Raw genomic sequence first — 21025 nt, forward strand, 5'->3', positions numbered from 1 at the left:
TAAAATTTCTCTTAGTTTTTAATTTTAAATAGAAAGTTTTGATTATAAGAATGACTAAAAACAAAACCCAGGCCTATTATTGAGAAAATATTATTGCAATTGCAGTAGTAGGGATTTTTTGTATTTTTGGCTTGATTAGTTGAATTGTTGCTAGTAATTATTCTTTGGATTTAAAGTTTTCTGAAGCCTTGGATAATGGAATGAAGTACAAGTTTATCCGGTTTTGAACTATGTTTCGGGTATTAGATGGATATGAGGGAGTAGTTACTTTCATTCTGCCAATGGTGTTTGTGATTGCAGAATCCTTTCTTTTAGCGATGAAAAAAGCTCGTCCTCACGGATGGTTTGCTCACCATCATGCTTCTTTTACTTGAGTATACTTATTGATGGCCGCTTTATGAAGTGCAGGAATTACCTTAGAGTCAGTTTATTTTTTCTTTAGTAACCAAGGGTTTGGTCGGGGATACTGGTACTGGTTTCAAACTGGGTGAAGTTATCTAATCCCTGGATTTGTTGTTTCACTAACAATTCAGTTAGTTTATTTGTGAACTGCTACTTGGTATGTGCACTGAAAATTAGCTCGTCGTCACGATTTTTTAACCAATCAATATTGAAAACGTGCTTGTGTGGCACTACTAACTATTGGTTTTATTTATATCCCAATTGCTGTCTTTAAATCTGGTCTCCGTAGGGAATACTTGTATAACATTAGGTTTGCAGACTTACTGACTCGGATGGAAACTGATTTTCCCCAACGATTTGCCTTCTATCTTAACCAGGGGGGGGTTGGTGGATGAGACTATGGTTTTAATCCTGATGCCTATTCTGATTCTGATTTAAAAAATTTGTTTGGAGAGCGTTATTTTGAATACGTGCAAAACCGTAAGGCTTATATTCAAGAATGAATCCAAAACTGAAATACCGATCATCCTGAGAATCCGATTACTTTAGTCAATAAATATTATTTCAATTTTCCTGAAAATAGTCCTCGTGATCTCTTTAACAATCCTCGTACAGGTTGAAACTACTTTGATTCAAACCAAACTTATCCTTGATATAAACCAACCGGATGAGGAAAGTGGAGGGGCGATAACAACCTGTTAAAAGAAGCGATTCCTCACCAATCAGCTTTTCCTAGTGGCCATATGGCAGCCGCTTTTGGAATTTGTATGACAGTTTATATCTTTAAAGGTGATCGTCAAAAAAGTGTTGTAATTGGTCGTCGGATTGGGTTTGTTGCAGGATTAATTTTCTGTTTGGATATGTTCTTTTCTTTGGCAATTTCGTTAAGCCATTGATGAAGTGATCTTGGTTTTACGATGTTTTGGTTAGGACCAGCCCTAATAACAGCTTATGGAGTAACAATGTTGGGGACAAAGGTTTTGGTGAATCCGTTCTTTAAGTGAGTAAAGAATTGAAACCAACCTCACCAAAAATAATTCGCTTGATGCGAAAAAACTCTCAAAACGTAATGTGGATCAAATTGGAGTTAACTTATCAAGAAAAAAATAGTTATAGATTTGACAAGAAAACAACAAACTGCTCTTTTCTTGTCATTTTTTAGTTTTAATCGAAGAAAGGCATTTATTTAAAATGTTAAGAAAAATTAAAAACCCTTATAGTTGAGAAAATCTCCTTGCTTTTGGTGTGCTTGCTATCTTTTGTATTTTTGGCTTGATTAGTTGAATTGTTGCTAGTAATTATTCTGTGGATTTAAAGTTTTCTGAAGTCCTGGATCATGGAATGAAGTACAAGTTTATCCGGTTTTGAACTATGTTTCGGGTTTTAGATGGCTTTGAAGGAGTAATTACTTTTATTTTTCCAATGGGATATATTGTTATTGAATCCTTTCTTTTAGCGATGAAAAAAGCTCGTCCTCACGGATGGTTTGCCCATTATCACACAACTTCTGTTTGAATTTATTTGTTCATGTCTGGAGGGTGAACTGCTGGAGTTACCCTTCGCTCTGTTACCTTCTTTTTTGGTGATCAAGGGTTTGGTCAGGGATACTGGTACTGGTTTCAAACTGGGTGAAGCTATCTAATCCCTGGATTTGTTGTTTCACTAACAATTCAGTTAGTTTATTTGTGAACTGCTACTTGGTATGTGCACCAAAAATTAGCTCGTCGTCACGACTTTTTAGTTCAGCAGTATTGAAAGCGTGCTTGTGTGGCACTACTAAGTATTGGTTTTATTTATATCCCGGTTTTAATTCTAAAAACTGGTTTTGGTCGCCCGTATTTATATAACATTCGCTTTGGTGATTTATTTGTCAAAATGCAAAGTCAAGCTCCAGAACGTTTTGCTCATTACTTGAATCAAAGTCCAACTACTTGGCATCGTAACGCAGGTTTTAACCCTAATCCTTACACTGCTGAACAATTAAAAGCCTTGTTTGGTGAACGGTATTATCAGTATGTCGAAAATCAACAACAACTGGTGCAGACTTGAGTTGATGATTGAAATCAAAATCATCCTGCCAACCAGATTGCAATTAATAACCATTATTACTTCAATTTTCCTGAAAATAGTCCTCGTGATCTCTTTAACAATCCTCGTAGGGGTTGAAACTACTTTGATTCAAACCAAACTTATCCTTGATATAAACCAACCGGACAAGGGAATTGAAACGGAGATAATAACTTGTTAGCAGCAGCAATTCCTGATGAAGGTGCCTTTCCTAGTGGTCATATGGTAGCAACTTTTGGGATTTGTTTGACAGTTTATCTTTTTAAAGATGACCACGATAAACAAGTAGTTATCATTCGTCGGATTGGGTTTGTGATTGGTTTAATCTTTTATCTAGATATGTTCTTTTCTTTAGCGGTTTCTTTAAGTCACTGGTGAAGCGACTTAGGATTTAGTATGTTTTGAACTGGCATTGGGGTTTTACTTGCACATGTAACAATGCTCTTGATTAATAAATTTTTAATTCTGCCCTTTTTTAGATGGGTTAAAATTAGTTAAGATTATCTTCATTCACCAATTTCCCAACTAGTTGAATCTAAAAATTAGCACTTTTTTATCAACTAAGCTTGAATAAAACTGAGGGTGGAGAAACTTTAGAAAACCCCCTGCTAATTGTTGCTTATCGTTATATAATCAAAATAGAGTGATTTTTCGTAAAGAAAACAAATTGATGATAGGAGATAAAAAGAATGAAAAACACCGCAAACAAAGTTGTCTTGATTGGGGCTGGTGCAGTTGGAACTTCCTTCTTATATTCTGCAATTAACCAAGGAATTGCTGCTGATTATGTGCTGATTGATGCTTTTCCAGACGCTGCAGAAGGAAATGCATTAGATTTAGCTGATACTGCTGCTGTCCTTCCGACCCCCTTTGCTCGCATTAAGGCGGGAAGTTATCAGGATTGTCAGGATGCTGATGTTCTGGTAATTACTGCTGGTCGTCCTCAAAAACCAGGAGAAACCCGTTTAGATATGGTTGCTGGTAACGCCCAAATTATGAAGTCAATTGCTTTGGAAGTAAAAGCTTCTGGTTTTAGTGGGATTACTGTGATTGCCTCTAACCCAGTTGATGTTTTAACCTTAGTGTATCAAGAAGTAACTGGTTTTGACCCTCACAAGGTTATTGGGAGTGGAACTACTTTAGACTCAGCTCGTTTAAGAAGATTAGTTGGAGAAAAATTAGCAGTTTCTCCAACTAATGTCGAAACCTTTTTAATGGGAGAACACGGTGATTCATCAGTAGCTGTTTGATCACATGCGACAATTATGGGTCAACCTTTAAGTAAATACATTGAAAGTAATCAAATTACTCAACAACAATTAGATGAAACTCGAACTCAAGCAATTAACATGGCTTATCGAATTATTGAATTAAAACGAGCTACTTTTTATGGAATTGGTGCTTGTTTAACCAGAATTGTTAAAGCTATTCTCAATGATGAACGTTCAACTTTAATGGTTGGTGCGAAACTGAGTGGTGAGTATGAAAATAGTGATTTGTATACAGGAGTACCAGCAATTATTTCTGCTCAAGGGTGAGAAAGTATTATTGAATGGGATTTAACCAAAGAAGAACAAACACAATTTAACCAATCTTGTGCAACTTTAAACCAATCAATTCAAAAAGCTCGCGAAGCAATTAAGTAAATATTGGTGCAAAACTTCCCTAAGGGAAGTTTTTTTGACATCAATTTTTCAACTGCTGAGGTTTTCTTACAGGCAAAACGTTATAATTAAGAATATTAATCATTAGAACATAAACGATAAGGGAGAATTTAATGACACCAGTTCGGAAAAAGATTATTGCTAGTTTAACTCCAGTACTTCAAGAAAAAATTTTGACTGAAGTTAAGGAAGGTAAAGAAGCACGCCAGGTCATGCGCGATTTAAACTTCTTTTTACAAGATTTTGATAAAGAGATGATGAAAATCACTTACAACTACGTGAAGTTTTTAGAGTCAGTTTGTCAGAATGGTAAGGATACTAGCGCTGCATTTGAGCAGTTTTTAAATAAAATGGATTACCGGTATGATCATCCTGTGATTGGTGATACTGAAACCAAAACTGATGCCACCCTGCTTGATGATACAACCACTTTTTTAGCAGGTGATTTAAACACTCGTGAAAGTGATCGTCAAAAGTATGATGAAATGATGAGTAAACTACAACATACTCAAGTTAGAGTGGTTGGTGAAGAGGTTAAGCGAGTTAGTCAGTCTGATGAAGTTGAAAAAACAGGAGTAACAGTTGCTGATTTGCTAGATAAGGAACAAAAGATTGTTCAAGCATTGACTGACTTATCAGATTCAATTCATATTCGTAACTTGTATAACGACAATATGGAAGAAACTTTCAGTGGTTTGTTAAAAACGATTCTTACTTCAGTTAACGAATTGAGTGAAAAGTACACCACTTTAGCACAACAAGTTGATGAACTAAGTGGTCAATTAACTGATTTGGAAATTAAGACTTTAAATAGTGTTGCAAAAATGCTAAACAAGGCAAAAAGTGACCATTCACCAACAACAATTTCTAATAATTTGGAAATTGATAATAACCAAGAACTGGTTGCTTTTATTCAAAAGCAACCTTCAAGTAATGAAGAGGGAGTATCTCAAGCAGAAGTTAATGAAGAATTGACGATGATCGAAGAAATTTTTACAATTGGTGAGGAAGTTTTTTATCAAGAAGAGATTTGAACAATCATTCAAGCTAGCCAAATCAAGAATAGTGTTACTGACGAAGAGGAAATTCGGATCAAAATTAAAAACAATTTAACTCAAGAAGAGTTATGAGTTGGGTTTGAAGAAATTGATAAGTAGTTTTTGGAAATAAAACTGGAAAATAAAACCAGAGAATTCTCTGTTTCATCTTGTATTGTCTGGAAAAATTTTATAAATTATGTAGTGTTGCTAAATGTTGAAAAAAGGCTGCTGCCTTTTTTGATGTTTGGTTTAACTATAAAAAAGAGAAAGGAAAATAAAAGATGCCTAAACAGCAAATTATTGGTGCTACAAATAAAACTGTAAATGATTTTATTAAGGACCAAAATGTTGATGAATTAGCTCGCAGTCAAGAAGAATTTTTAGTCAAGAGTTATAACAAAACTAAAGCGAAAACTTTTTTCCATAAACTTGGTAATTCATTAGGATTAGTTGTTGTCACCTTGCCTTTAGCTGGTTTACTGGCTGCTATTGGTGGGGTTGTCTTAACATATGCTGGTAATGAAGGAGTGGCTACTCTGGGGTTAGTTTTAAAGGGAATGGGTCAAACTGTTCTTTCTAACATGGGATTACTCTTCATGCTTGCAATTATTATCGGATTTACTGGCAATAAAGGAATGGCAGTTTATGCAGGGTTACTTGCCTACATAGCCTTTGTCGCCTTTTCGATTCCCTTCATTCGTTGAAATGGTGGGGACATTAACGGAACTAAGTTTTCAATTTGGTTCTGACATGATTTAGAAAAGAGTACTCAATTAACCAGCGTCTTGGGATTGGGAACAGGAGCTGTTAGTGAACTTGGTGGTAAAGAATACTTAGTTCACAACTCATGACAAGGATTAGAAAGTTTAAACACTGGAGTTTTAGGAGGAATTTGTTTAGGGTTCATTTATGTTTGAACTTATAACCGTTTCAAAGACCTAAAATTACCAACTGCTTTTGCTTTCTTTGAAGGAGAAAAGTTTGTCGCTTTACTAAATATTGTCCTTGCTCCAATTGTTGCAAGTACGTTTATTATTGTTTGACCAGCAGTTAACTACGGATTGGGATATATCGGAATTGGATTAAGCTACTTACCCTTTGGATTAGATTCCCTATTATATGGATTTGTAACTAGATTATTACTTCCATTTGAAGCCCACCCAGCGTTCTACGGACCGTTATGATGAACTTCAGCTGGAGGTCAATTAGGAGCTAACGAATATAAAATCGTTGGTGCAGCTGTGGCTAGAATTTATGGAGGATTAGCTCCTGGTGTTGGCCAAGAGTTAAACTTCTATGCTCATGATGTCACAAATTACTTAAATGGTATTAAGTTAAGTGATGGAACAACTTTGTATGACTTTATTAAAAATACAATCGGAGTAAACGGAACTGGATCTAATGGTTTTGAAGCTATTCGTCAACAATTGTATGATGGTATTATTCAAGCATTTAGAGATTCAAATAAAACTATTACTGATGCTCAAAATGCGCAGTTAAACGATTTGTTTACCCAAGCATATAGTAGTATTAACTGAACGATTGTCGGGGATCAATTTATGACCATGGAATTGGTAAATAATAACCCTTACTTCGACCTTCGTGATGCTTGAGCAGTTAACTTAAAAGTTACTCGCTTTATTTCTGGAGGATATGCCAATGATTTATTAATCATTCCAACAGTTGGAATGGCTATGTGGTCAACTTTAGATAAAGAAGCTCGTAAAAAGAAATTTGGATACTACATGGGGGCAGTTGTAACTTGTGTTGGTTTAGGAATTACTGAACCAATCGAATTCTTATTTGCCTTCTCAGCTCCATTAATTTTCTTTGGATTCTATGCTCCATTCTTCGGACTTTTCTTTGGTGCAGCTAACTTGTTCCAAGTGAGATTGGGTTCAACCTTCTCTCAAGGATTGTTAGACTTTGTGGTTAACGGAATTATTCCAACTGCAACTAGAAAACATGAAGCAGTAGCACAAACTAACATCTATATTCCATTTATTCTTGGTTTAATTGGAGCGGCAGTTGCGTTCCCATTATTTAGATGAATCTTTATTAAGTTTGAATTTGCTGCTCCAGGATCAAAAGCAGCAGAACAAGGTATTGGAGTTTCTACTTCAAAATACCAACGTATTAAAGAAGATTATGATGGATTAGTACTTTACTTTGGAGGTTTAGAAAACATTTCTGATGTAGAGCCAAAAGATAAAGGTCAAGTGATTGTCACAGTTAAATCACCAGAATTAGTGGTTAATAACGCCTTTACCCAAGATAAATTGAATCAAACCTTACAAAAAGATCACAAGTATACAATTGATGTTGTTTCTAATCAAGGAATTGAATATTTAGAAATGATTGAAGGCATTGTTAAAATGCGTAATGACGATCTTGAACGTCAGGTTTATCTAAAAAACTTGAAAAAGAGTTTCAAAGAACTTATTAAAACTACCCGTGATAAAAAAGATCAAGCAGCAGCGCAAACTTTAAGAACAAAGATTAATGAAAATATCAAAGTCTTCAAAGCAAAATTAGTTCACGCTGAAAAAATTAACAAGATTAACGCTCACTGAGAATTTAAAGAAGATCAATTACTAAACACAAGTGAAATTGATAAACTGAAATATAAACATACAGTGAAGATGTGAGCCTTAAGCCATCAACAAGAACGTCAAATAGCAAAAGCTGATTACCAAATGGCTTTAAAATTAGCTAGTGACAAGGATGAAAAAGCAACTTTAAAGAGTGATTATCAAAAACAACTTGATGGTTTAAAACCACAAAAAGAATTGATGAAAAAAGAAAAAGCAGCGTTCAAAACTAAACTTAAAGCTTTGCAAAAAGAAAAAAAGACAGAATATAAAAAACAACGTGCTTTAGCAAAACAAGAAGCTGCAAAAACAAAGAAGATTAAAACTTCAAAAACTAAGAAAAAATAAGCCTTTCTAATGATTTTTAACCACTTAATTTGTTTAGTTTTAACCAATTTTCAGGTATAATATAAGGGAAATGAATTGGTGGTGAAATAGATCATGGCAAGCGTAATTGTGCACGAAGGTGAACCAATTGATAAGGCTTTAAAGCGTTTCCAAAAAGTAGCTTCAGTAAATAAAGCTGAGGCAAGAAAAAGGGAATACTACTTAAGCAAAAAAGAAAAACGTATCTACAAGCAAAAGCAGAATCGTCGATACAAGTAATGTTCATTGCATAATTTTAAAAGTACCAAGGCATATTTGGTACTTTTTTTGTTTTTCTCCGTATTCTTTAATGGGGTAAAAATGCTTGACAGTCTCTTATTAAAGTCATCAAATCATTATTTAGAAGAAGATCAACTTTATTTTCTGGTTCAAGATCAAACCTTTATTTATCAGTTAATCTTTTATAAAGCACAAGTTTCTACCAAAAAGGTTTATTTATTAGTTTATCACAATGAATTTAATACTATTTGGTTAGCTTTTTATAACCAACACGAACGAACTTTATTTCGAGAATTATTAAAAATTCCTGGAATTGGTTTGAAAAACGCTCAATTGCTGGTGAAAAGTTACACTTACCAAGAAATTTTGATGATTGTTAAAACTAATAATGAAGCTAAATTACTTGAATTAAAAGGAATTGGCACTAAAATGGCTAAAAATGTCATTACAAAACTCCAAAAAACGCTTTTTAACGTGACTTATTCTTCGCGTGAAGAGGAATTGATTAGTTGTTTAACCCGTCTTGGTTATTCTCGAATTAAAGTGTTAAATGTCATTAAAAATTTAGATTTAACCAGAAATGATGAAGAATGTTTGCAGTTTTTATTAACGTGGTTAGGAGGAGAAGTTAATGAATCAAGATAGTGATGTTTGAGCTGAGTATCAAGGACAGAATAGAATTATTACCAATTTAAAAATGTATGTTCAATCAGCAATGATTTTAGAAAAACCCCTTGATCACACGTTGATTTATGGACAAAGTGGAATGGGAAAAACTACTTTAGCAAAATTAATTGCCAAAGTTATGAAAGTAAAGATTCATATACTTAACGGAACAAGTTTGCAAAAACCAAGTGATATTATTTCAGTTTTGACAACTCTGAAACCAAATGAGATTATTTTTATTGATGAAGTTCATGCAATTAGTACCCAGGTTAGTGAAATTCTTTATCCAGTGATTGATGAAGGCAAAATTAGTTTAATTATTGGTCAAGAATACAATTCTAAAAATATTCAAATTACTTTACCACCCTTTACCCTAATTACTGCAACAACAGAATTAGATCAACTCGCTTCTCCTTTTCTTAATCGGTTTCCTATTTATTTGTGCCTGGATGATTATGGTTGTGAAGAAATTGGCACTATAATTGCTGGTTATGCACAAACGATTAATTTACCTTTAAATTTAATGATGGCGACTTATTTAGGAGGTTATGCTCGTAAAACTCCACGAATTGCCCTTAATTTAACAAAAAGAATTAATGATTTTTATTTAACAGGAAAAATCAAAAATCTTAACAATCAAGAAAATCTTAAGCAAATTTTACACCAAATGGGACTTTATGAGCAAGGATTAACTAGTGATGATTTGAAATATCTCCAAGTGTTGACCTCATCTTCACCATTGGGATTAGAAAATATTATGCAACGTTTAAACATTCCTTGAAAGATAATTAAATCAATGATCGAACCCTATTTAATTGGTGAAGGATATGTAATTAGAACTAATAAAGGACGAATGATTACAGCTAAGGGTGAAGCATTCATAAAAAAAGTTGAGTAATTACTCAACTTTAGCATCAATTTGGATTTGTTTTAATAGACAATCACCAAAATCAATCTTTAAGGTTAGTTGATTGATTAAAGCAGAAATGGCAATAAACTCTTTCCATTCTTTTTGTTTAGTTTCAACATTTAGCAAAGTATCAATTGACAAATTATTATTAACATAACTTTGATAACTTCTATCAGCAAACATGACAATAACATCTTTAGCTTGAGTCTTTTCAGCTCAAGTAACCGTTGGAGAATTAATCACCGCTACTTCTTCACTAATATCCTTACTGATATCTTTGTTCTTATTATTTTTATTTCTTTCGATATAATTTTCGATGTCAACACCGATTTCTTTGATTCCTTTGTTTAAAAGGTATTCAACATCAACAGCATCAATTTCTTTCACCAATTCTTCTTTGCCAATCTTATTTTGCAAATCACGAATAAAATCTAAGACTTTGCTCGCTTGATTAAAAGTGCGACCAAATTGAATTTTAATCATTAGTTTTGCCATTGGGGGAGCAATTCCAGTAGTGGGATTAAACTGAACCAAGTTTTGCAAGTCAACTAAAGAAATTTGTCCATCTTTATCAGTAATGTTAATTTTTTGACTGTTGATAAAACCAACTGCATCAGAAAAACTTTTTAAATAAGATGCTTCACGGGTGATTTTGTTCAGTTCGTTAGTTAACTCTTGTTTATCGATGATAATGTTTGGCAATTGTGCGGGTAATTCAGAATCGTCATCTAACTTACTAAAGTCACTTTGAATCTGTTTTACCAAACGTTTGACTGTTTCTTGGGTTCAATTTACTGTTGATTGGTCAATTGAATTTTTAAAAATTTTCATGTAAAAACTAACCTAACTTTCTTATATAATTTATATTATATCTAATTTGGGTTCGCAATCAACTAAATAGAATTGAGGTTATGATGAAGAAGACCGATTTTAAACAAGAGGGCGATCACTATAAATTGAACAAGTACCAAAAGTTTTATGTGGATCAAAAGTTGGTAAAAGAACATTTATTAAAAATAATTAAGTTTCCAGTTGTAGTTATGGATACAGAATTTTTTAACCGTTCTCACGATAAGGGTAATTTTGATACCCAGCTTTATAATGAAGCAGAACCTTCGCTGATTTACACTTTGTCTTTTTCTTTTGCTCAAAGTTATATGGATTTATTACAAAGAAAGAATAAAAAGGCGATTTCTACTCTTTATGTCCGACGTAGGTATGAACAAAAGCACTTTAACTTTAAAAAGACGATGGATAAAATGTTGACCTCTTTTGTGAATACTTGCTTAACTAAAGAGATTAAAACTTTAGTTTTTGCTGGACAAAGCAATGATGTTAGAATTTTAGAACGTTGAATTAACCAACATCCCACGCTTTTAAACAATAAAACTACTGAACTTTTCTTTCGTTCAAAAGTTACTCAAAAAATTGAAATTAATACTTTTGATATTTATAAAACCTTAGAAAACGGGTTTAGTTTTACCAATTTTAATCAAACTGGTATTGAATTCTACAACCAAAAAAACTTGAAACCAGGTAAAATGGGTGAAAAAACAGTTCAACTTCCCGGCTTAGCTAAATTTTTTGATTATTTTGATAGTTATTATCAAGGTAATTTTTTAGCTGAAAAAACCAATATTTACCAACTGTGTATTAGCGCTTTGGAGTTTTATACAATTCCCAAATTCGCTGATGTAGAACAATTCAATAGTTATAATGAAAAAATTAGAGAAGTTCGCCGTCATTGCCAAAATGATGTTTTAAAGTTATTGTATTTGATTAATTTTATTTATGTTTATGGAGTTAATAAAAATAGCAAGGTGGTTAGTGATGAAAAAATGTAAGGGTTGTGGACGAGAATTACAAACTATTGATCCCCAAAATTGAGGTTATACTCCCAAAATTGAAGGAGACTATTGCTATCGATGCTTTCGGATTAAAAACTATAACGATTTAGTGGTGATTGATACCTCTATTGATGGAGTGAAGTTTGAGCAACAAGTAGTTGATTTAATTCACAAACAAGATGAGAATGATCATTTTTTTTATTTGTTAGATATTTTTAATTTGAATGCTAGTCGAATTCCTAATTTAGAAAAAAGTTTAAATCCAAGCACGAGCACAATTGTTATCAATAAAGTTGATTTATTGCCAAAAGCAGTAAAATTAAAGAAGATTGCAACTTACTTAGAATCCTTATTTGCTTCCACTGGTTTAGCGGGTGTGAAAATTATTTTCTTCTCTAAAGTTAATAAACAAGGAATTGACGAACTATTAAAAGCTGTGAAAAAGTTCAAAAATAACTACTTTATTGGTCGAACTAACGTGGGAAAATCCTCAATTTTAAACAGTTTAATCACTGCTTTGGATCAAACTCCAAGCATTGTTGAATCACCTTTTTTAAACACTACTATTGATTTAATCAGACTAGAGTATAACAACATCACCTTGGTTGATACACCAGGGATTATTGAAAAGAATTCCTTTACTTCCTTGATTGCTCCATCAGAGTTAAAATACCTTTACTTTAAAAAAGAACTAAAGCAAGTAACCTTTCAAATCGATCAGCCCCAAACTTTTGTTTATGGTAATTTATTTGCTTTAACTTTAAAATTAAGTTCACCTCGAGATATTCATTTTTATCAAAACCCGATGGTCAATCTTCACCGTACCAAACCTGCTAATTTTGAAAGTTATTTAAATAAAAATTTCACTACTCTACATCCTGGGTTGTTGTATCAAGAAAGTTATCAACAAAAACAGGTTGTTCTGAATGAGAAACTTTGGTATCAAAAAATTGATGTTTTTGTTCAAGAATTGGGTTGAGTTAGTTTTTTACTTCACCCTAAGGATGAGGTTTGATATTTTGTTCCTGCAAAAAATTCTAATTTATTAGTCGAGACAAGAAAGGCACTGATTTAAAAGAAAAGCTGTTTATTTTCAAGTAAAACAGTGTTTTAATCATTATAATAAGAATGTCATGAAATGAGGTTAAGTATGAAAAAAGTACTAGGTATTGATTTGGGGGGAACATCTGCAAAGTTCGGTGTTATTAATCAATATGGTGAAATTGAACAAAAAGGTGAAGTCAAAAACGACATGAAGAACTTACTTCCTAATTTGGTTAATCAAGTTATGGCAAGTTTAAAAGAATGGGGTTATGACTATAAAACTGATATCGAACGGATTGGGTTTGATTCACCAGGTTTTATTGATCATAAAAACGGAATTATTAAGATTGCAGGAAACTTAAATTGGTTTGACTTTAATTTAAAAGCAGAACTAGAAAAGTTGTTTATTGGCAAACCAGTTTATGTTTTAAATGATGCTAATGCTGCAGCACTTGGTGAATTTTGAACTGGTGCTGCTTCTAAGTATAATTCTGAGATTTTTTATATTCTTGGTACTGGAGTTGGTGGCGCGATTGTCCTGGATGGTAAGTTGGTCACTGGTGAACACGGTTTTGCTGGTGAGTTTGGTCATGGTGGTCACATGCAAGAAGTTTTTTCATGTAATTGTGGAATCAAAGAATGTTTAGAACCAACCACTTCAGCAGTCGGAGTGGCAAGAGCGATGAAAAAAATCTTTGATCAAAACCCTGAACATCCAGTAAAAAAACTTCTTGAAGTAAACGGTGTTAACATCGAGCGTTTGGAAATGAAAGATATTGCTACAGTTTATAAGAAAACCAAAGATCCTCAGTTAAAAGAATTGTTATTAGAAATTTATAAACCCTTGTTAACCCATATGTCTTTAATGATTTATGCTTTAGATACAAAAGCAGTTGTTTTAGGGGGTGGAGGCTCAAAAATGGGTCAAGACCTAGTTGATATTGTTTGAGAAGGATTGGATAATATCATTGTTGACATGTATAAAAAAGATGTAGTGATTTCAGTTGCTGAGTTAGGAAACGATGCGGGAATTGTTGGTGCTGCTTATTATGCAATTAATGATTGAGAATGGACAATTTAATGTCTAAGAACGAATTTTTATCAATCGAGCAATTAGACGAAGAGAGCTTAGTGCAAGAGATTAACCGTTTAACTAAATTAAGTAAAATTCGCACGCTAACTATTGAAGAAGCTGCTTATCGTGAGTTACTTCGTGAACGTTTCATTAAAAATTTTAAAGAAGGATTACGAAGTCAGTTAAGAACGATTAAAGTGGTAGATTCACCAGGACGAGATGTTAGTTCTCAAGAAAAAAAGGAAGAAAACAAGAAGGATTAAACTTTCTTGTTTTCTTTTCTTTCTGGGAGGGATTTGTCTGTTTTGGAGGGTATAATCAAAAAGAATCAACAAGGGGTAATAATAAAATGTTTAATAATAAAGGTAATAACAATCTTAATGCTCTACGAATTTTGGCAGTAGAAATGATTAATAAGGCGAATTCGGGTCATCCAGGAATTGCTTTGGGTGCTGCACCAATGATGTATTCGTTGTATGCTGAAAATTTAAAAGTAGACCCCACTCACCCTCAATGGTTTAATCGTGACCGTTTTGTTTTGAGTGCAGGACACGGAAGTGCTTTGTTGTACGCGACTCTTCATCTTGCTGGTTTTGATATATCAATTGATGATTTAAAGAATTTTCGTCAAACTGGAAGTAAAACTCCTGGACATCCCGAACTAGGTATTAGTGGTGTAGAAGCAACCACTGGACCTTTAGGACAAGGAATTGGAATTGCAGTGGGGATGGCGGTTGCTGAAAAATTTCTTTCAGCAAAGTTTAACCAACCCGAGTTTGAGATTATCGATCATTTTACTTATGTGCTTTGTGGGGATGGCGACTTGCAAGAAGGGGTTGCTCAAGAAGCGATTTCATTTGCAGGGAAAAATAAACTCAGTAAACTAATTCTTTTGCATGATTCTAATGATGTCCAATTAGATGATTTTATCGCTTCTAGTCAAGAAGAGAACTTTATCGAACGCTTTAAAGCAGAGAATTGAAATAGTATTAGAGTTGAGGATGGCGAAGACTTAGAAGCAATTTCTCAGGCAATTCAACAAGCTAAAAAAAGTGATAAGCCAACCTATATCGAAGTTAAAACAATCATTGGCCATGGCGCAACAAAACAAGGAACACCAAGTGTCCATGGAGCACCGCTAGGCAACGATTTAAACCATGTTAAAGAGACTTGGGATTATCAATACGAAGAATTTAATGTTCCTGAAGAGGTTTATCAATTTTATCAAGAACACACCTTAAAAAGCGGTCAACAAGCATATAACCAGTGAAGTGATTTGTTTAAAATTTATCAACACCAGTTTCCTGAATTAGCAAAAACATTAGATCAAGCTTTAAAGAAGAATTATCAGGTTGATTTTGATGCTATGTTAAACCAAATTCCGACTAAGCCTCAAGCAACAAGAGTTTCTTCTGGTTTGGTTTTAGATAATTTAACTACTAAAATTCCTACCATGATGGGTGGATCAGCTGATTTGGGTGGTTCAACTAAAGTGGTTGGTGCTGATGGAAAATTTTCTGAACAAAATTTAATTGGAAGAAACATTATGTTTGGTGTCCGGGAATTTGCAATGGCTGCCATTGCAAATGGTTTAAGTTTGCACGAAGGAATTTTACCTTTTGTTTCAACTTTCTTTGTGTTTTCAGATTATTTAAAACCAGCCCTACGACTTTCTGCATTGATGGAACAACAAGTTCTTTATATCTTCACTCACGATAGTGTTGCAGTTGGAGAAGACGGACCAACTCATCAACCTGTTGAACAATTAGCAATGATTCGTTCAATTCCTAATGTGGTTTTATTTCGTCCTTGTGATTATCAAGAGGTGGTTGGTGCTTATCACTGAGCAATCAAGCAAGGAAAGAAAGTTCCTAGTGTAATTGTAGCTACGCGTCAAGATTTGGTGCAATTGAATCACCAAAACGTTATTGAACAAGTTGCTCGAGGTGGATATTTGATTCAAAGTGTTGATCAACCCCGAGTTAGTTTAATTGCTAGTGGAAGTGAGGTTTCTTTAGCTCTTGATGTGGCAAAAATTCTTGCCTCTCATCATATCAAAGTTAACGTTGTTTCGATGGTTTCTACTTCATTATTTGACCAACAACCCCTTGCTTATCGTCAATCAGTGATTCGTCCAGATACATTTAAAGTTTCTTTAGAAATGGGAACTACTTTTGGATGGGCAAAATATACTGGAGATAATGGTTTAAATCTGGGAATTGATACTTTTGGTGCTTCAGGACCAGGTGAAGAAGTTATTAGTCAAGTAGGTTTTGATAGTCAAAAAATTAGTAATCAAATCTTAAAATTGGTAAAATAAACGATGAGATAAAAAGGAGGAACCTTATGACTGGTGGTGCATTAGCAGGTCTACTAGTGGGAGTGATTCTTGTTTCTTTAGTTGTTGGAGGAATTGCTGGGTTTTTTATTACCCGAGCAGTTGTTCGCAAGCAATTGAAAAATAACCCCCCAATTAATGAAGCTCAAATTCGAGCAATGTATTTAAGTATGGGACGAAAGCCCTCAGAAGCTGACATTAAAAAAACGATGAATGCTGTTAAACGGGCAAAATAATCAACAAAAACCCCCAAAGGTTCTAATCCTTTGGGGGTTTTTGTTGATCTAACTTATCGATTTTTTCTTGAATTTTCAACGCTTTTTGCGACAACTTATCAATCTTTTCTAACCGTTGAATTTCCTTACGTTCTTCAGCAGTAATTCGGGGTTGATTGTGTAAATAACGAAGTTTAGCCTTTTCTTGAGCAGTTAATTTCGGGAAAGTTTGGGGTTCTTCGTGTTTGGCAATTCTAGAGAAATTTGGTCAATGACGCACCAATAAGATGACTCCTCCGATTAAGTTGACAATTTGAATTTCTAACATTCCACTAGCAAACCCTTTAAGATGAGTAACGTGTTCAGCGATTGGCATATGAAGATAATTCATCCAAGCAAACCTTAATCATACGCTGCTTCAAGCTTCTTGAACCCAAACATCATACGAGTTTCATCTTCAAGCAAACGAACTTAAACCATTTAATCATGGTAATCAAATAATTAACCCAACAACTATTGCCCCAATAATTGAAGAAACACTGACCTTTCTACTAAAACCAGCAGCAATAAATCAGACAATTAAGAAGATGAACAAGTATCATACATTAGAGATAAAAATCAAACCCAAGAAGCAAGAGACTGCCTTACCTCCTTTGAATTTGTAATAGATTGGTCAACAATGACCAATTAAAACAAAAACCGCAGGAATAAAATAACTAGTCTCACTAAATAAAGAAGAGGGGATTAAAGAGAATAGAACAGCAATTAGAGCTGCCACAACGACTTTAAATCCATCTAACAAGGCTGTAATTAAACCTCATTTTTTCCCTAGCAGTCTTGTAGTGTTAGTAGCTCCAGCGTTTTTCGATCCTACTGAACGAACATCAATGCCTCGTCTTCACCGAACAATAATAATTGATCAAGAAATTGAACCAATTAAATAAGCGGTAATACTAGCGAGAATTATTCCTAGATAATGCAAACGAACCCAATCCTTTTTTTATACAATAATGTTATTATAAATTAATCGTTAATAAATAAAAGGGTTTTTCTAACCTCAAGAAGGAGAAATGCTATGAGCACAAAACAAAGTAAATATAATCTAATTGATCCTAGTCAAATGAATGAAAGCGAACTTGAACAATTGATCACTACAACCACTCTAACTAAACAAAGTTATCAAGAACAAGAAAAAGCAGTTTATAAAAGGATTCGCGGTAAATTGTGATTATGATGGTTCTTACCAATTTTTGGTTGAGTAATTTACACGATGGTTTATTCACGCCGTTTAGAACAAGAAACTGCGCAAGTACAACTTGTTGGAGTAAAGACTAAAATTGCTGAATGTGAACTACAAGAAGTCTTTATTCAACGGCGCCAAAAAACGTTAAGTGAAGAAAAATAAAAAAGCAATTGAAGTTTTTTTCGTTTACTTTCTTAGGCTTGTTAGATAAAATCTTTTATAATTGCTGAAGGTTTTATTCAACCAAAATCTCAGAAAACCACAAATTTTAAATCACTAGTTTTTAGTAATCAATCTTTTTAAGTTAAATTACCAAATTTTGAAAGGAACTAAATCATGAGCAAAGATGGAAACTCACCCAAAAAAAATAATTCAGGACAAAAAAGTGGTGCTTGATTTGGGTCAGTTTGAAAAAAAAAGGAAGATCGCAATCTCTCACAAAAGCCCGCTTTAGGAAAAAGGATTCGTACCTGGTTTGGATTAGTCTGAAAAACTTATATCACAGAGTTTGAAGACCGAGTGTTAAGTAGTCCTAAACGTTTAATTAAGTTTGCAGGAATTTCGATTATTCCAATTATTTATGGAGTTATTTGTATTGTTGCTTTCTGAAACCCGATTCAAAATATTGGTCGTGCACCAATGGTTATCATGGATCAAGATCAAGCTGTAGTCATGGTTCAATCGACTAAAGAAAACCCAACCACGACCACTAGTGCAACTAATCCTTACTTTTTTGGTCCTTTAGAAAGTATCAGTGATGTTGGTGTTAATGACATCAATAGCCAAATGGGTTATGATAGTGCTGATGAAACAAAAAGCATCCACCAATCGAGTAATGGTGCTTGGTTAATTCCTAATAGCTTAATTGATACGAACGTAAAAATCGCCAACCTTGAAGCAACAATTTTGGATGTCTTAAATAATCAAGCCAGTGCACCCACAATTACCTTAGCCACTCATGTTGATGGAGATAATGCTAGTTTTAGTTATGATTCAACCAATCCTACTTTTAACTTAAAGGTGATGAGTGGTTGAACCATTGCTAAAAGTGTTCTTCAGCCCTCAGGTGCTAATGAGAGTGATTTAACTCACACTTTTAAATCCAACAAAATTAATAGTACTTATCAGTTAACTAATATTACTTATTTAAATAATCAAAAAGAGATTGATCATCAGTGAGAAGGAACAAAGTACTATGTTCAAATGAAGATTCCTGATGGTTTTATTGAAAAACTTTTAACTTATATGGGAACAATGCTTGCTAAAAGTAATGCTACTCAAAATGATGATGGAACCACTACTGATCTTGATGGAGACTTTTTGACCCAATTGGTTACTAGTATGAAACCTCTTGATGTTTGAACTACCTTTGAGCGAAATTTCATTTTTGGATATTATTTAACCACGATTAGTAACGTTATTGGTGGAGTTTTTATCAAAGCGATTCCAACAATATTAAACAACGCACTAATTAGTAATACTGGGGCTAACATTTCTTATAAGGGAGCCACAATTAAGAAGTTAATTGGTTCAAGTAATGGTGAAGATGTCTTATGAGGTATTGAAGGTTCAACCACGCAAACAACTTTAGAAGATGCTACTACTTATGTCATGCCTGATGCTTCGAAATTACCAGTTAATACTGCCACTAATGCTAATATTCGTGATTACACTGTTTTTGGAAATATTGATGCTGGGTTAAATAATGGAGAAATAGATCCAAATGCTACTGCTGATGAAGTTGGTGGTAAGTTTATTAATTTGTTAAAAACTGTGTTAAATACAGCAAGTAACTCGCCTTTATTAACCAGAATAATCGCGATTGCTAAAGCGCTTGGCATTAGTGGAGATGCAGAAAGTGTGATTGATTTACTAAACAAGGTAATTGCTGTAGTTAAGGGAGTTTTGGGTAATGCTCCAGTAGATCAAACCTTTGTTACGCTTAACTATGAAACTTATCAAGTTACTACTGGTCAAAAAAGTCTTGCTAGCACCAAATATTTAAGTAAGATTGTTTCAACAATTTGGAAGCAAATCACAGGAACTGATATTAATTATGATAATTTTAATTCTTCACCAATTTTTACTACCAAGGCGATTATGACCAACGATCAGTTTGTTACGAATTTAAACATCAATATTAAAAACAATTCTACTTATCTTTTAGGAGCTACTAACATTAGCGAGTTACTGCCAAGAATTTTAGCACAACTACTTGCTAAAAATAGTTATGGAATGACTAATCAAAAGTTGACTACGATGACGATTAAAGGTTCCAAATACGGTCTATATGGAATTGGTTTAGGGCAATTCTTCCTCTTAATTGGACTATATGTTGGTTCATTACTACAAAGTTTTATTTTTGATCGGGCTAAAAGAACCAAAAAAGCAACTGCTACAAGTTGATATGTGGGAAAATGAATGCTCTTTGCTACAATTGCCTTAGTTCAAGGAACACTTGTTACTTGAGTCACCTACGCAGTAGGGTGACACCAACTTGGAGTTAGCACGATGGTTTATATCTGGTTATGATTGATGTTTAGCGTTTTAATTTTCATGACCATTATTCAGGGCGTCTGGTTCACAATTGAAGATGAGGCTGTTGGACGATTTTGTTGTGTTATTGTTTTAGTCCTTTCTTTAGCAGCTGGAGGGGGAACTTTTCCAGCTCTCAGTCAGTTTGCCTTCTTCCATGCCATTAGTTATGTTGTTCCTTTCACCTATGTTTTAAAGGGACTAGGAGCGATTGTTTATGGAGTTTCTGAATCAGGAACAACTGCTTTAACAACTAATTACATTTTCACACAATTGGGTATTCTTCTAATTTACTTTGTATTATTTATGACCCTTGGTTTGAGTGTTGGTAGTCGGTTATTGATGCGACAAATGAATTGGGGTTCACCTCGTGGAAAAATTGTCGTTCAAGCAATGGAGAACCTGGGCAGAGACAAAGAAGCAAAGATCTTTGCTACTGAGAAAAAGAGTCACCAATGATTAACTAAACATGGACGGGTTGGTTATAAATACCACTGGAACACTTTAAAACCTGATTTTGATGAAGAACTCTACTTTGCGTGTCGAGCAATTCGCTTAGATGATGGATTTAAGTGGTGAAAACAAAAAGAGCACGACTTTGTCCAAAAACCAAACTATAGTGATGAAGAGTCAATTACACGAAACGAATAATAGTCTGAAAACTCCCCTTTTAAAATAAGAGGAGTTTTCATTCTCATTTGGAAATTAAAAAAAGAAAAAATTGCAGTATCTAATTATTAGTTAATATAATAAAATGAATAATAGATTTCAAAACTTATTCA

The 21025-nt window shown here is 33.7% G+C and carries 17 protein-coding genes and 1 pseudogene; 16 read left to right on the top strand and 2 right to left on the bottom strand.

Translation table 4 applies throughout. The annotated features are described in order from the left end of the window. Positions 1-50: 50 nt before the first annotated feature. The 8 genes from LD125_RS01480 to ruvB all read left to right on the top strand — a co-directional run bounded on the left by LD125_RS01480 (position 51) and on the right by ruvB (position 9934). Complete coding sequence (locus LD125_RS01480) at positions 51-1439, top strand: hypothetical protein (RefSeq protein ID WP_250137434.1); 1389 nt, start codon at positions 51-53, stop codon at positions 1437-1439. Positions 1440-1593: 154 nt separating this feature from the next. Further along, a complete protein-coding gene (locus tag LD125_RS01485) occupies positions 1594-2967 on the top strand; it encodes a phosphatase PAP2 family protein (RefSeq protein WP_250137433.1) in 1374 nt (457 codons plus the stop codon). A 191-nt stretch (positions 2968-3158) separates the two neighbouring features. After that, a complete protein-coding gene (locus LD125_RS01490) occupies positions 3159-4115 on the top strand; it encodes an L-lactate dehydrogenase (RefSeq protein WP_250136753.1) in 957 nt (318 codons plus the stop codon). Between the two features lie 131 nt (positions 4116-4246). Continuing rightward, the gene (locus LD125_RS01495) at positions 4247-5290 is read left to right on the top strand and encodes a hypothetical protein (protein ID WP_250137432.1); all 1044 of its coding nucleotides are present in this window, start codon (positions 4247-4249) and stop codon (positions 5288-5290) included. A 164-nt stretch (positions 5291-5454) separates the two neighbouring features. After that, positions 5455-8112, top strand: a complete 2658-nt coding sequence (locus tag LD125_RS01500) for a PTS transporter subunit EIIC (RefSeq protein WP_250136994.1) — start codon at positions 5455-5457, stop codon at positions 8110-8112. A 93-nt stretch (positions 8113-8205) separates the two neighbouring features. Then, positions 8206-8370 (top strand): 30S ribosomal protein S21, encoded by a 165-nt coding sequence (gene rpsU, locus LD125_RS01505; protein WP_250136756.1) that lies wholly within the window; start codon positions 8206-8208, stop codon positions 8368-8370. Between the two features lie 81 nt (positions 8371-8451). After that, positions 8452-9015 carry a helix-hairpin-helix domain-containing protein gene (locus LD125_RS01510; protein WP_250137431.1) on the top strand — a complete coding sequence of 188 codons (564 nt, stop codon included), beginning with the start codon at positions 8452-8454 and terminating at the stop codon, positions 9013-9015. Next, on the top strand, positions 9002-9934 hold the full coding sequence (gene ruvB, locus LD125_RS01515) for a Holliday junction branch migration DNA helicase RuvB (RefSeq protein WP_250136758.1): 933 nt from the start codon (positions 9002-9004) through the stop codon (positions 9932-9934). The genes LD125_RS01510 and ruvB overlap by 14 nt, the downstream gene beginning before the upstream one ends. Here the strand turns inward: ruvB and LD125_RS01520 are convergent, their stop codons facing one another. Continuing rightward, positions 9935-10777 carry a hypothetical protein gene (locus LD125_RS01520; RefSeq protein ID WP_250136759.1) on the bottom strand — a complete coding sequence of 281 codons (843 nt, stop codon included), beginning with the start codon at positions 10775-10777 and terminating at the stop codon, positions 9935-9937. A gap of 83 nt (positions 10778-10860) precedes the next feature. Between LD125_RS01520 and LD125_RS01525 the strand changes: the two genes are divergently transcribed. From LD125_RS01525 to LD125_RS01550, 6 genes are all read left to right on the top strand, one after another. Beyond that, entirely contained in the window at positions 10861-11790 is a 930-nt protein-coding gene (locus LD125_RS01525) for a hypothetical protein (RefSeq protein ID WP_250136760.1), read from the top strand. Continuing rightward, complete coding sequence (locus LD125_RS01530; protein WP_250137430.1) at positions 11777-12868, top strand: GTPase; 1092 nt, start codon at positions 11777-11779, stop codon at positions 12866-12868. Before LD125_RS01525 ends, LD125_RS01530 begins: the two co-directional genes overlap by 14 nt. Positions 12869-12943: 75 nt before the next feature. Beyond that, positions 12944-13918: an ROK family protein gene (locus tag LD125_RS01535; RefSeq protein ID WP_250137429.1), complete on the top strand. Its 975-nt coding sequence runs from the start codon at positions 12944-12946 to the stop codon at positions 13916-13918. Then, entirely contained in the window at positions 13918-14175 is a 258-nt protein-coding gene (locus LD125_RS01540; RefSeq protein WP_250137428.1) for a DUF896 domain-containing protein, read from the top strand. Before LD125_RS01535 ends, LD125_RS01540 begins: the two co-directional genes overlap by 1 nt. Before the next feature lie 86 nt (positions 14176-14261). Continuing rightward, positions 14262-16232: a transketolase gene (tkt, locus tag LD125_RS01545; protein WP_250137427.1), complete on the top strand. Its 1971-nt coding sequence runs from the start codon at positions 14262-14264 to the stop codon at positions 16230-16232. Between the two features lie 26 nt (positions 16233-16258). Continuing rightward, positions 16259-16486, top strand: a complete 228-nt coding sequence (locus tag LD125_RS01550; RefSeq protein WP_250136765.1) for a YneF family protein — start codon at positions 16259-16261, stop codon at positions 16484-16486. A 196-nt stretch (positions 16487-16682) separates the two neighbouring features. On the opposite strand, the pseudogene plsY reads toward LD125_RS01550, so the two are convergent. Further along, positions 16683-17447: pseudogene (gene plsY / locus LD125_RS03905) on the bottom strand (glycerol-3-phosphate 1-O-acyltransferase PlsY); the annotation flags it as partial. A gap of 93 nt (positions 17448-17540) precedes the next feature. On the opposite strand from plsY, the gene LD125_RS01560 reads away from it, so the two are divergent. Both LD125_RS01560 and LD125_RS01565 read left to right on the top strand, forming a co-directional pair. Further along, on the top strand, positions 17541-17870 hold the full coding sequence (locus LD125_RS01560) for a hypothetical protein (RefSeq protein WP_250136767.1): 330 nt from the start codon (positions 17541-17543) through the stop codon (positions 17868-17870). A gap of 174 nt (positions 17871-18044) precedes the next feature. Continuing rightward, on the top strand, positions 18045-20894 hold the full coding sequence (locus LD125_RS01565) for a hypothetical protein (RefSeq protein ID WP_250137425.1): 2850 nt from the start codon (positions 18045-18047) through the stop codon (positions 20892-20894). Positions 20895-21025 lie beyond the last annotated feature (131 nt).

This window comes from Mesoplasma sp. JKS002658 (genome assembly GCF_023566355.1).
GTDB lineage: Bacteria > Bacillota_I > Bacilli_A > Mycoplasmatales > Mycoplasmataceae > Edwardiiplasma > Edwardiiplasma whartonense.